Here is a 14139-nt window from a genome sequence, read left to right on the forward strand (position 1 = left end):
AATGTTTCGTTTATAAACTTTGTCTAGGGGTGTAAAAACGTCTTGATTAAATGTAAAAATGCCATCTTTATCAATGTTACTTGATACTATAATTTTAGAATGATTTCCTCTGGCTTTTTGTTAATGTCTACTGTGTTAAAATAGATTTTCTATTGCCAAACTTCGGGATTATCCATATTTATGTATCCAGAAACTGAATTTTGACCATACATATATACTTAAATAAGTCAAAATTATTAGTGCAAAGTTTCTAATCCTCGTCTTCATTACAACGAATATTTATTACGAAAATTAAATTCTTAAGGTTTAAATCAAAAATTGTCGTAAAAAAACCGCTAAGAATAATATTCTAGCGGTTTTATATAATTTGGATTATTTAACTACTACTTTATCATATCAAAACTACGTTTAATAAAAGCAGTTAATTCTTCTCCCTTCAATAGATTCTGAGAAAGCCTTGCCAAATCCAAAGATTGTTTGATCAAACGTTCCTTTTTCTTATCGGTTTTGGTATTTGCAATTTGACCAATTAACTCATGATTGGTGTTAACAATAAGATTATACATTTCTGGCATATTACCCATACCAAACATTCCACCGCCGCCACCAGTTTGTTGCATCTCTTTCATACGACGCATAAATTCTGGTTGTGTAATCATAAACGGTGACGCATTGCTATCCATTGCCTCTAATTGAACTGTATATTTTTCTGCTGGAATTACTTTCTCTAGGTCGGCCTTCAAGCTTTCTTTTTCTTCGTCTGATAATTTTGAGATCGTTTCCTCATCTTTTTTAATCAGATTATCCACATGATCGGCATCTACACGGGCAAAAGTGATTTTTTCTTTATTAGTTTCTAATTTTTGAATCAAATGTGAAACAATAGGAGAGTCTAATAGTAATACTTCGTATCCTTTGTCCTTTGCTGCGGTTATGTATGCGTGCTGCTCGTCTTTATTTGAAGCATAGAGGATCACTAACTTATCATCTTTATCGGTTTGATTGTCTTTGATTTTTTCCTGCAGCTCTTCAAAAGTTAAGAAGGTATTATCGACTGTGGGATAAAGCGCAAACTTGTCAGCTTTTTCAAAGAATTTTTCTTCAGAAAGCATTCCATATTCGATTACAATTTTAATATCGTTCCATTTTTGCTCAAAATCTTCTCTATTGTTTTTGAACATCGAGTTCAATTTATCCGCAACTTTACGAGTAATGTAACTTGCTATTTTCTTTACATTACCATCTGCCTGAAGGTATGATCTCGATACATTTAAAGGAATATCTGGCGAATCGATAACTCCACGTAACATAGTAAGGAATTCAGGTACAATTCCCTCGACGTTGTCGGTTACAAATACCTGGTTTTGATATAATTGAATTCTATCTTTTTGTAGATTCATATCCTGACCTAACTTTGGGAAATATAAGATCCCGGTAAGGTTAAATGGGTAGTCTACGTTAAGATGAATATTAAACAACGGCTCCTCAAATTGCATGGGATATAATTCTCTATAGAAACCTTTATAATCCTCGTCTTTTAAATCTGCTGGTTGTTTTGTCCAGGCAGGATTAGGATTATTAATTATATTATCTACTTCTTGAGTAGGAGCAGGATCATCTTCTTTTGCACCCTCTGGTTTTGGTAATGTTTCTGTTCTGGTTCCAAATTTTATAGGAACAGGCATAAACTTGTTATACTTTACCAGTAATTCTCTAATTCTACTTTCTTCAAGAAACTCTACATCATCCTCGCTTATATGAAGAATAATTTCTGTACCTCTTTCGGTTTTATCATGTGCTTCGAGACTGTATGTAGGCGAACCATCACAAGTCCAATGTGCAGCAGGCTCATCTTTATATGATTTGGTAATGATTTCTACTTTATCTGCGACCATAAAAGCAGAGTAAAAACCAAGACCAAAATGACCTATAATACCCGAGTCTTTTGCACTATCTTTATATTTTTCTAGAAATTCTTCTGCACCAGAGAAAGCAACTTCATTAATATATTTCTCTACTTCATCGGCAGTCATGCCGATTCCCTGATCTATGATATGAAGTTTTTTATTGTCTTTATCAATTTTAACTTCAATAAAAGGATTACCGTATTCAACCTTAGCTTCACCTATACTTGTTAAGTGTTTTAGTTTTAAGGTCGCATCTGTCGAATTCGATATCAACTCACGTAAGAATATCTCATGATCAGAATACAAGAATTTTTTAATTAAAGGAAAAATATTCTCTACAGATACATTAATACTTCCTGTTGTCATTGTTATTATGTTTTAATTTATGTTGTCTTTATTGTAGAAAAGGCTTTCAAAAAAAATACCATTACCAGCTATCTGACAAACTGGCATTGAAATATTTCTTTTTATGCCTTTATGTAAGTATTAATAGGCAATTACGTCTATAAATATAGTTCAAATATACTTTCAGTTTTTTTGAAACAACTTTAACAAATTTTTTTGTTTAACAATTTACATTAAAAGTTAAACAATTATTATCTTTACGGTAAATTTTACGAACATGGCTTCATCAAATAAAAAACAAACAACAGATCGTAAGGCTATTATATCAGGATTTATGACTTATGTGTTAGAACATGATGGTTATCCTAAGTCGGTATATAAGTTTTGTAAGGAGATTAAGATAAGCGAAGAAGATTTTTATAAATTTTTTGGAAGTTTAGAAAGCGTTCAAAAGAGTATTTGGAATACATTCTTTGAAACTACTATAAATGCCATACAAAAGAATAAAGAATACACAGACTTTAGTAGTAGAGAAAAAATGTTAACTCTATTTTACACGCTTTTCGAAATGATGACCTTAAATCGTAGTTATGTATTATTCGTGCTGAAACAAAATGATGTGCCCTTTAAAAATATGAGTCAATTAAAAGGATTACGCCTGCACATCAAAAATTTTGCCGCTGATCTTATTGAAGAAGATAATGACGAAAAGATGTTCAAGCTTACTAAAAATCCTGTTTCTGTCTTTTCTGAAGGGGCATGGTTGCAGTTCTTATTTTTACTAAACTTCTGGATAGGGGATGAGTCAGCTGGTTTTGAAAAAACAGATATAGCAATAGAAAAATCTGTGAATACAATTTTTGACCTGTTTGATAATACACCTTTAAATAATGTTCTCGATTTTGGAAAATTTTTGTGGAAGGAAAAAGTAATGTGGAATTAGTGCAAGGAATAAGTTGCATAGTGGACCTTTAAGATAGATAAATTAGATGAAAACAATAGATAAAATACCAACGACCAAATTAGGAAGAACTACAGAACTGGTAAAGACAGGTGTAAAGGTTGGGGGTAATTATCTGAAGTATTATAGTAAAAAAGCTGTTAATCCTAATATAACGAAAGACCAGTTAAACAAGGATAACGCGGCTGACATTTATGACGGATTAAAGAATTTGAAGGGAAGTGCTTTAAAAGTAGCTCAAATGCTTTCTATGGAGAAAAATATTCTACCAAATGCTTATGTAGAAAAATTTTCCCTTTCACAATTTAGTGTTCCTCCATTGTCGGCTCCATTGGTTAGAAAAACATTTAAAAAGTATCATGGAAAATATCCAGAGGATTTGTATGATACGTTTGCAACTCAGTCTGTTAATGCGGCGAGTATCGGTCAGGTACACAAAGCTGTTAAAGATGGGAAAAAACTTGCTGTGAAAATTCAATATCCTGGAGTTGCAAACAGTATAAGTTCTGACTTGGCGATGGTGAAGCCCATCGCCATCAGAATGTTTAATCTGAAAGGAAAAGACTCTGAGAAATATTTTCAGGAACTTGAGGGAAAACTCCTCGAAGAGACAGATTATGTGCTCGAAGTACAGCAAAGCAAAGAAATAACTGAAGCGTGTTCAAAGATTCCGAACTTGAAGTTTCCTAAATATTATGAGAATTTATCTAGTGAACGTATTATAACGATGGATTGGATGGATGGTGTGCACCTTAGTGAATATGCCAAACAAAATGAAGATCAGGATAAAGCCAATAAAATTGGTCAGGCGCTGTGGGATTTTTATATGTACCAGATGCATATATTAAAAGCGGTACATGCAGATCCACATCCTGGTAATTTTTTAGTAGATAAGGATGATAATCTTATAGCTATAGACTTTGGTTGTGTAAAAAAAGTGCCTTTAGAATTTTACACTCCTTATTTTGAATTAGCTAATAAGAACAATATAGATGACCCCTGTTTTTTTGCCCAAAAGATGTTTCAATTGGAAATACTCCGAGAAGATGATACCCCCGAAGAAAAAAGATTCTTCTCGGAGTTGTTCCATGAAATGTTAAGCCTTTTCACAAAGCCTTTTAATGAAACGGTTTTTGATTTTGCAAGCGAAGAATTTTGGGGTAAGATTACAGAATTAAGTGAAAAATATTCAAAGGATACCGAGCTGAGAAAAATGAATGGTAACAGAGGTAGTAAACATTTCTTGTATATCAACAGAACATTTTTTGGCTTATACAATTTGTTACACGATTTGAAAGCTACAGTTCGTGTAAACAATTTTGAAAAGTACCTTTAGTCAGTCACCCGACTGGCTTGGTTTGTTTATTTATTGGTTAGGTTGTTAGAAAGGTGCGCTGTGGTTGGCGCACCTTTCGCTTTTTAATAAGAGATTATATATATGTGCGAAAAATAGTAGGGATTATTGGTCGAACTCATTTCACTTTAGAGTTATTTTTTTGAGTTCATCTGATTTTCAATAATTTTATAGCGCAACAACAAGGGTTGTTTGAATGCAATGTTATTATTAACTTAAGTGCAAGCAAACCTCTGAAGTACTGTTAAAAATTCTAACACACCATTAACTACTATGCGTGCATACAATATAATTACAGTTTCTTTTACCAAGAGGTCAAGAATACATATATTGTGCGGCAGTTTTTAATTAAGCAAAAATTTACCACAATACTCAATATTTGACTATATGTATACTTCAAAAATATCTGGATTAGGATCTTATGTTCCTGAAAATGTTGTAACAAACGATGATCTTTCCAAAATAATGGATACCAATGACGCTTGGATTCAAGAACGCACTGGTATTAAAGAAAGACGTCACATAAAAAAAGGAGATGGCAATAGCACTTCTGTTATGGGCGTAAAAGCTGCAAAAATCGCTTTAGAAAGAGCTGGTCTAACGACTGATGACATTGATCTTATTATTTTTGCAACACTAAGTCCAGATATGTATTTTCCTGGAGGAGGGGTACGAGTACAACATATGATGAATATGAAAACAATTCCTGCCTTGGATGTTCGTAATCAATGTAGCGGATTTATTTATGCTTTATCGGTGGCAGATCAGTTTATCAAAACAGGAATGTATAAAAATGTTTTAGTTATAGGTAGTGAAAATCATAGTGGAGGTTTAGATATGACCACTCGTGGTAGAGGGGTGTCTGTGATTTTTGGCGATGGTGCAGGAGCAGCAGTAGTTACTAGAAGTGAAGAAGAAGATAGAGGTATTTTATCTACACATTTACACAGTGAAGGGGCACATGCCAAAGAATTATCCTTGGAAGGACCAAGCACAGAGCATTGGGTACCAGAGATTATTGAAGAAAATCCACAGGAAAATATACCGTATTATCCTTATATGAACGGACAGTTCGTATTTAAAAATGCTGTAGTCCGATTTTCTGAAGTTATAAATGAAGGTTTGCAAGCGAATCATCTTACCGCAGGAGATATCGATATGTTGATACCGCATCAGGCAAATCTTAGAATTTCTCAGTTTGTACAAAAACAGTTTAAGTTGTCAAATGATCAGGTTTATAATAATATACAAAAATACGGCAATACAACAGCAGCATCGATCCCTATTGCTCTTACCGAAGCCTGGGAAAAAGGAAAGATAAAAGAAGGAGATTTAGTCGTTCTTGCAGCTTTTGGTAGTGGTTTTACTTGGGGTAGTGCTATAATAAGATGGTAGATTTGTTATAGAACAATAATAAAAAACGAAAAATGCGAAGTTTTAAAGCTTCGCATTTTTTTGTGTAATAACTCGGTTATTATTTTTTAAAGGCTAATTCAAATAAATCATAACCACAACTTATATTATATTAAACGCCATAAATTGTAATGTGTTACAGAAATTGTTATTTTTTTACAATTATTTAACTTTAAGGGTTTGGCGCTTAATTAACGGTAAATTTAACTAAATCATTAAATTTTATTCATTATATTAACATTATTTTTATTAAAAATATAGTTAAAGTATACCTCCGCCTGATTTTTCATTATTATCTCTGCGTTTTCTTGATACTTTTCTATTTTTTCCACTTCCAAAGCGGTAAGAGAGTCCTAAATATACTGTCTGTGTTTCGCCCTGAAATCTTCCATTTTGTGGGAAAGGGCTGTCACTATCAAAGCGAAATCGCTGAGTGTTAAAAATGTCATTGAAGTTTATACTTGCAGTTCCTTTACCTTCTAAAAAATTATATCTTGCTCCGGTATTGATAAAATAAAATGGCTTCGTATTAAATTGCACTCCTTTTTGATCACCTCGATAAAATCCAAACACCTGAAAAGTTAAATTTTTTGTAGCTTTAAGACTATTATTCATTCTAAAACTATAAATAACTGCATCCACTTCTTTAGAGACACCTTCTATAATTCCTTTTTGTGTTTGTCCGTAAAGATCAAAACTGGTATTGAAACTCCACCATTTGGTAACTTTATAATTACTCGAAACTTCTACTCCGTATGCTGTATTATTATCAAAATTATCAAAGGTTAGTATTTGACCTTCTTCGACGTCTGGATTTTCAATTAAGGTTTGGTTAATCTCATCATTAATAAGTCTGTAAAACACACCACCTGTAACGGACCCTCCTTTTAATCGTCGTGTATAGTTTACTTCAATAGAGTTTGTAAATTGAGGATCCAGTGATGGATTACCTATAGAAATAATTCTAGGTGTACTCCATTCCCTTATAGGATTTACTTGGTTTAATCCTGGTCTATCAACTCTTCGACTGTAACTCAATTGATAAGTATTTTTTTCTCCTGGATTATAAGTTAGAAAAGCAGAGGGATATATGGTGAAGATATTATCTTCAAATATTTTTTCTCCATCAAATATAGCCTCTACTTGGTAGCTTTCTAATCTTGCTCCAATTTGATATGACCATTTCTCATAATTTTTTCCATAGGTAGCATACCAGGCATGAATATCCCGGTCATAGCTGTAAATCGAATTGGGAAATAAGGTAGATTCGTAATCATTATTCGTTCTTCTTATTCGGGCCTCATATCCTAATTCTAATTTGACTTTTTCCGATAAGGGATTTACATAATCAAGATTGATTGTTGTATTTTTTCTTTCATTGTCAATAAGGTCATTGTAATCGGTAAAAGAACCATCTCCTCCAATAAAATTGAAATCATCATCATTATTGCTATTAAAAACATTATAATCAATTTCCAATTCAATGTTGTGGCCTTCTGTTTTAAAATCATGTTTGTAATCAAAATTGTATGTAGAGCCTAAATTATCACTATCACTAACTAAGTCTTGGGTAAGGTCATTTTGATCATTATTTAGAAAATTTATATCAGTAGTTCCACTAGTCAAACCATCAAATAGATTTTGATTAGTATATACCGAAATAGTATTGCGATCATTAATAAAATAATCTACTCCTACTTTAAACAAATGAGATTTATTATTATCTAAAAATATAAAATCTGTGATGTAATTCTGATCTTCTCTTAAAACAAACCCCGCTTGTCTATTTTTAGTAATATTGGCTCCGTAATTACCGTAAAAATTCATTTTTCCAGTTCTGTAATTTAGGTCTATAGAATTATTGAAACGTGCATTTTCATCGTAGTTAACTCCTATATTAATGTTTCCATTAAATCCGATATTGCTGTTTTTATGTAATACAATATTGATGATCCCACTCATTCCTTCCGGAATATGTTTAGCAGAAGGATTAGTGATTAATTCAATTTTTTTAATTGATGTGGCAGGGATTTGTCTTAATAATTGGGTAGCACTTATATTAGTGGGTCTACCATCAACTAAAATACGAACATTTTCATTTCCCCTTAGCGCTATATTACCATCTTGATCTACATTGACTGATGGAATATTGTTCATAATTTCTACAGCAGTACCACCGGTGGTGGTAAGATCTTTTCCAACATTAATTACCTTGCGATCTATTTTTTGCTCTATTGTAGTTCTTTCAGCAACAATAGTTACATCATCCAAAGACTCAGCAGCTTCCTCTAAGGCTACTGTCCCCACATCTAAATCCTTATTTTTTCTTGATATTTCTATGGATTGGGAATACGTGGTGTATCCTATAAATTGTACTTTCAAAGTATAGTTTCCGTTGGGGATATCAGTAATTGAAAAGTCCCCATTTTCAGTAGTGATTCCCCCACTAACAATTTTGTTGGCTCCGTCATTAATAACAATTGTAGCGTAAGGTATAGGTTGGTTGAGAGTTTTGTCGATAACTTTACCTTTTACGCTTCCCAAGACGGTCTTGTTATTGGGTTGGGCGATTAAAAAAAGACACCATAATGAGAAAAAAAACAGGGCAATTGTTTTTTGAATACTTGTTTTCATCTGAACGTTTATTTGATTGAAGTTGTTATACACTGTACTTTGTATTGCATAATACATGTACAGCATGATTTTTAATAATCACGGTGATTAATCGTGTATATGGATAAGACGATCGTTACTAAATTCTGTTACAGAAAAAACTACTTTTAACAAATTACTTAAAATAAAAACCGCCCTTGGATAAAGGGCGGTTTTCTATAATAACCAAATCGTAACACTAACCATCAACTATGAATAAAATTTGATTATTATCAAGTAACTAAATAACTAAATTTATGAAAAATCATATCTTTATAAGTAAGACGTAGCACTTTGAATTGTGTTACAGACTTCCTTTGTTTTTAACATTTTGACTAGTTTTTTTAACTTTTGAACCCTTATTTTAGAGGTTTAGAAAAGATAATTCTCAAGATAATTATGAATAGAAAAACATTAGTGGTTGGAGCATCGTTAAAAACTAATCGATATTCTAATTTTGCGATTCGCAAGTTGATAGATCATGATCATGATGTGATTGCAATTGGACAAAAATCGGGAGAGGTAGCTGGTGTAAAAGTCATTACTGAACTACAGTATTTTAATGATATCGATACAGTTACTTTATATCTCAATCCCCTGCGACAAACTACGTATTATGAATACATTATTAATCTTAGTCCTCAAAGAGTGATTTTTAACCCTGGTACAGAAAACCGTGAGTTTTATCAATTATTAAGTAAGGCAAAAATTGAAGTTGAAGTGGCTTGCACTTTGGTTTTACTTTCTACGAATCAATATTAGTCCAAGAAATGTGAGTAATCCATTTAAAGGCAGTAGTTCGTAACCGATTTGGTACCCTCCAATGAATTCGACAGGAATTTTGGAGATTCCAATTATAATCAGAACAGAAGCTAAAGCTACCCTCCAAGTATACTTATCATATATTTTGTATTTGGTGAAAATCCCAAAGGCAAATAAGCCTAACAAAGGCCCATACGTATAGGTAGCTACAGTTAATAAATTACTTATTACATTTTCTGTGAGAACGTGCTTAAAAATTATGATTACAAATATCAATAAGATGCTCATCCCGATATGTGTATTTTTTCGAATTTTGATTTGATTTTCTTTAGGCCTTTTTTCAATGCCCAAGAAATCAACACAAAATGAAGTGGTAAGGGAAGTCAAAGCACTATCTGCACTACTATATGCCGCCGCAATTAATCCAAGAATGAATGATATAGCAAGTACGACTCCTAACCCTCCTTTTATAGCTATTTCTGGGAATAATAAATCTGTTTTTGTTTCGCCATCCATCAGCGGGATATTGATATTGAATTTGTTTGCATAAATAAATAATAAGGCCCCTAGTAAAAGGAAAACAAAGTTTACCACTACCAGAACGAGACTAAAAGAAACCATATTCTTCTGAGCTTCTTTTAAATTGCGGCAGGTTAGATTTTTTTGCATCATATCCTGGTCCAGGCCAGTCATACAAATAGCGATAAACATTCCTCCGATAAATGATTTAAAGAAATGATTTTTGGCTAAGAAACTATCAAAGAAAAAAATCTTATTATATGCTTTTAATTCATCAGAAGAAATAAATTCTGAAAGTGTCCATCCAATTTTATCATTTATATAGTAAATAGCCATTCCGACAGCTAATAGCATAAATAACGTTTGTAAAGTATCTGTCCATACAATGGTTTTGATTCCTCCTCTAAATGTATATATCCAAATAAGTAGTATAGAAAGTATAACGGTAATTTCAAAAGGCACATTCCATTCATCGAAGATATAATGTTGTAAAACGATGGCAACCAAATAAAGTCTAAAGGATGCTCCCAAAACTCTAGAGATAAAGAAGAAAAAAGCGCCTGTTTTATAACTTACAGTACCAAATCTTTGTTCGAGATATTGATAGATCGAAGTAACATTGAATTTATAATAGATAGGCATTAAGATATAGGCAATAACAAAATTTCCCACCAGATATCCCAGGACTACTTGCATATAGCTAAACTGTGATGCTTCTACCCAGCCTGGGACCGAAATAAATGTTACTCCGCTTAAAGAAGCGCCAATCATACCAAACGCCACGACGTACCAGGGAGATTGTCTATTGGCTTTAAAAAAGGTTTCATTTCCGGCATTTTTACCTGTGAAGTAGGAGATAAGTAAAAGAACTCCAAAATATGCTGCAATTAAAAGCAGAATATGTATAGGCTGCATAAATTCTGGTTAAAATGAATCGCCAAAATACGAATTAACTTGAAACCCCAAAATATAAACGTATAACTATTTGTTTCTCACATCACTTTCGATCATACCGTCTCGAAGACGAATAACACGATGGGCACGGGCGGCAACTTCTTCTTCGTGTGTAACAATAATTACGGTGTTGCCAGCTTTGTGAATTTCATCAAACAGATTCATGATTTCTATAGAGGTTTTAGAATCTAGGTTTCCGGTAGGCTCATCTGCCAGTATGATTGAAGGTTTATTTACTAATGCACGCCCAACAGCAACACGTTGTCTTTGCCCTCCAGAAAGTTGATTAGGTTTATGGTCCATACGATCTGCAAGTCCAACATCGGTTAATACTTCTTCTGCACGGGCAGTTCTGTCTTTTTTTGAAGTCCCGGCATAGACCATCGGCAATGCTACGTTATCTAGGGCAGTAGTTCTTGGTAATAAGTTAAACGTTTGAAAAACAAAACCAATTTCTTTATTCCTAATATCTGCCAATTCGTTATCGGTCATTTCACTTACATCATTTCCATTTAAAATGTATGTACCGGAAGTGGGAGTATCAAGACAGCCCAAGAGGTTCATCAATGTAGATTTACCAGATCCAGAAGGTCCCATAATAGCAACATATTCACCTCTAGGGATATCGAGATCGATTCCTTTAAGCACGTAAACAGTTTCCTGGCCTAATTGAAAGTTTCTAACGATCCCTCGGATCTCAATAACATTTTCCATATGTAACCTTTGCAAAGTGTTAAGATACAATTTTAGATTATATGACGCTTAAGATAAAAACTTGTTACAATCTAATTGTAAAATGTTCTTTGGCTTGCTCTTTTCTTACAAATACAAAACCTAAATAAAATGTGTCAATAGTTACCGATACTTTTGGGTGTTTTTTTATTTTTTCCCAGTTTAGCATATCAGTTTCTGAATTATATATGGAATCTACAAGGATTACACTATCATTATGAATCATTTTACATAATGGCTTAGTATTGAGATACTGGTGTAAAAGACTTTTAGTAAGATAAACAAAGTCATACACTTTATCAGGTTGTTTTGAATGATCAATCGAAACCAAATTATCCACAGACAGGATTTGTGATATGAGGTCTTTTGGGTCCTTCAAAACGAGTATATTTTTACACTCAAAATAAACCGGAATACGATTTAAAAGCTTACCAATCTTAAATTTTGTTCGAGTCTTTGTGCACAAAGATTTTATGGTGGAATAGGATTTTCGTTTCTCTTTATCGTAAAAGCACTTGGTCACCAAATTATAAACAAATGGCGAGTGTACACCATGTTGATTGGTAGATTTAAAAAGAAATTTTAAATATTGGTGAGCCTTAAAAAACATAGATTTTGATCAAATATATAAACTACTCTTCCATTAATTCAGATAGTTCTAGCCAGCGCATTTCATTTTCTTCAATTTGTTGAATAATCTTTTGAAGTTTTTTTGATTCTTCGTTTATTTTATTGGTATCAAGGTTACCTTCTTCAAACAAACCTTCTATCTCTTTTTTTTGAAGTTCTAGTTTCTTTAAATCTCGTTCGATTCGACTAAATTCTTTTTGTTCGTTATAAGACAACCCGGTTTTATTATCTTTTTTCCAGGTTTTCTTTGTTTTTATTTCAGTATCCTCTGATTTAGGAATTTCAGGAGTTTTACTGCTTTCGTATACTCTATAATCGGTGTAATTACCAGGGAAATCTTGAATAATACCATCACCTCTAAATACAAATAAATGATCCACAATTTTGTCCATAAAATAACGATCATGAGATACCACGAGTAAACATCCGGGAAAATCTAATAAGAAATTTTCCAGAACATTCAGAGTTACTATATCAAGGTCATTTGTAGGTTCATCAAGAATTAAAAAGTTAGGATTTTGTATGAGTACAGTACATAAATACAATCTTTTTCGTTCCCCGCCACTAAGTTTTTCTACAAAATCGTATTGTTTTTTACGATCAAACAAGAAGCGTTCTAGTAATTGTTGAGCAGAAATTTGTCTTCCTTTTTTTAACGGAATATAATCGCCAAATTCACGGATTACATCAATCACTTTTTGTCCTTCTTTAATAGAGATACCACTTTGCGTGTAATACCCAAATTTTATGGTTTCGCCGATCACAATTTTCCCATGATCTGGAGAGATATTACCGGTTATCATATTTAAAAAAGTAGACTTTCCTGTTCCATTTTTTCCAATGATTCCAATGCGTTCCCCTTTCTTAAAGACATATTCAAACTTGTCTAGCAGCGTAAGGTCTCCAAAGCTTTTAGATATTTTATGAAGCTCAAGGATTTTACTTCCCATACGTTCCATATTAATCTCAAGTTGCACCTGGTGATCATTACGGCGTTTATGAGCACGTTCTTTGATTTCAAAGAAGTCATCGATTCTTGATTTAGATTTGGTAGTTCGTGCCTTGGGCTGGCGTCGCATCCAATCTAGTTCCTTTTTGTAAAGTTGTTTTGCTTTATCTGTTGCAGTTTGTTCGTTGGATATCCTTGCTTCTTTATTATCAAGATAATAAGCGTAATTACCTTTATAGTTGTACAATTTTCCACCTTCTAATTCAACAATTTCGTTGCATACATTTTCAAGAAAATAACGATCATGAGTGACCATGAATAACGTAAAATTCTCTTTGGCAAAATATTCTTCGAGCCACTCTATCATTTCCAGATCAAGATGATTGGTGGGTTCGTCCAGATATAATAAATCAGGTTTACTTAATAAAATGTTGGCAAGTGCAAGTCGTTTCTTCTGACCACCTGATAAATCACTTACTTTTTTGCTTAGATCTTCTAATTTAAGTTTAAAAAGTATCTGTTTGTACTGCGTTTCAAAATCCCAGCCATTTATGGCGTCCATTTGCTCAAATGCATGTTGATATGCTTCTGAATCATCTGGGTTTTGCAGCGCTTTCTCATAATTATTGATGACCTGAAGGGTCTCATTGTCTGAAGCAAAAATGGTTTGCTCAATCGTAAGGGTTGGATCAAGATTAGGTTCTTGAGGCAGAAAAGCAACTTTTAGATTTTTACGGTATACTACTTGGCCCTCATCAGGTTCTTCATCACCGGCAATGATATCCAATAATGATGTTTTTCCAGTTCCATTTTTGGCAACAAAACCGATTTTTTGTCCTTCATTGATCCCAAAGGATATATTTTTGAAAAGAACTCGTTCTCCAAAAGCCTTTGCAACATTTTCTATAGATACGTAATTCACAGTCTCTTTTTATAAAGTTGCAAAGGTACAAGGTTTCTT

The 14139-nt window shown here is 33.0% G+C and carries 10 protein-coding genes; 4 read left to right on the forward strand and 6 right to left on the reverse strand.

From position 1 onward, the window contains the following. Positions 1-383: 383 nt before the first annotated feature. Positions 384-2273 (reverse strand): molecular chaperone HtpG, encoded by a 1890-nt coding sequence (gene htpG, locus ACFSJT_RS09750; protein ID WP_378320068.1) that lies wholly within the window; start codon positions 2271-2273, stop codon positions 384-386. 256 nt (positions 2274-2529) lie between these two features. Between htpG and ACFSJT_RS09755 the strand changes: the two genes are divergently transcribed. The 3 genes from ACFSJT_RS09755 to ACFSJT_RS09765 all read left to right on the forward strand — a co-directional run bounded on the left by ACFSJT_RS09755 (position 2530) and on the right by ACFSJT_RS09765 (position 5962). After that, complete coding sequence (locus ACFSJT_RS09755) at positions 2530-3195, forward strand: TetR family transcriptional regulator C-terminal domain-containing protein (protein WP_378320069.1); 666 nt, start codon at positions 2530-2532, stop codon at positions 3193-3195. Positions 3196-3241: 46 nt separating this feature from the next. Then, positions 3242-4549: an ABC1 kinase family protein gene (locus ACFSJT_RS09760; RefSeq protein ID WP_378320070.1), complete on the forward strand. Its 1308-nt coding sequence runs from the start codon at positions 3242-3244 to the stop codon at positions 4547-4549. A gap of 405 nt (positions 4550-4954) precedes the next feature. Then, positions 4955-5962, forward strand: coding sequence for a 3-oxoacyl-ACP synthase III family protein (locus ACFSJT_RS09765; RefSeq protein ID WP_378320071.1), 1008 nt, complete (start codon positions 4955-4957; stop codon positions 5960-5962). A gap of 279 nt (positions 5963-6241) precedes the next feature. Here the strand turns inward: ACFSJT_RS09765 and ACFSJT_RS09770 are convergent, their stop codons facing one another. Next, positions 6242-8614 (reverse strand): TonB-dependent receptor, encoded by a 2373-nt coding sequence (locus tag ACFSJT_RS09770; RefSeq protein ID WP_378320072.1) that lies wholly within the window; start codon positions 8612-8614, stop codon positions 6242-6244. Between the two features lie 417 nt (positions 8615-9031). On the opposite strand from ACFSJT_RS09770, the gene ACFSJT_RS09775 reads away from it, so the two are divergent. Next, on the forward strand, positions 9032-9394 hold the full coding sequence (locus ACFSJT_RS09775; protein WP_378320073.1) for a CoA-binding protein: 363 nt from the start codon (positions 9032-9034) through the stop codon (positions 9392-9394). Here ACFSJT_RS09775 and ACFSJT_RS09780 read toward each other — a convergent pair. From ACFSJT_RS09780 to ACFSJT_RS09795, 4 genes are all read right to left on the reverse strand, one after another. Further along, positions 9371-10828, reverse strand: coding sequence for a sodium:solute symporter (locus tag ACFSJT_RS09780; RefSeq protein ID WP_378320074.1), 1458 nt, complete (start codon positions 10826-10828; stop codon positions 9371-9373). The two genes, ACFSJT_RS09775 and ACFSJT_RS09780, sit on opposite strands and share 24 nt — an antisense overlap. A gap of 66 nt (positions 10829-10894) precedes the next feature. Further along, a complete protein-coding gene (locus tag ACFSJT_RS09785) occupies positions 10895-11581 on the reverse strand; it encodes an ABC transporter ATP-binding protein (RefSeq protein WP_378320075.1) in 687 nt (228 codons plus the stop codon). A 64-nt stretch (positions 11582-11645) separates the two neighbouring features. Beyond that, complete coding sequence (locus ACFSJT_RS09790; protein ID WP_378320076.1) at positions 11646-11978, reverse strand: hypothetical protein; 333 nt, start codon at positions 11976-11978, stop codon at positions 11646-11648. Between the two features lie 253 nt (positions 11979-12231). Then, entirely contained in the window at positions 12232-14100 is a 1869-nt protein-coding gene (locus ACFSJT_RS09795) for an ABC-F family ATP-binding cassette domain-containing protein (RefSeq protein ID WP_378320077.1), read from the reverse strand. Positions 14101-14139: the final 39 nt, after the last annotated feature.

This window comes from Aquimarina celericrescens (assembly GCF_042682765.1).
Lineage (GTDB): Bacteria > Bacteroidota > Bacteroidia > Flavobacteriales > Flavobacteriaceae > Aquimarina > Aquimarina celericrescens.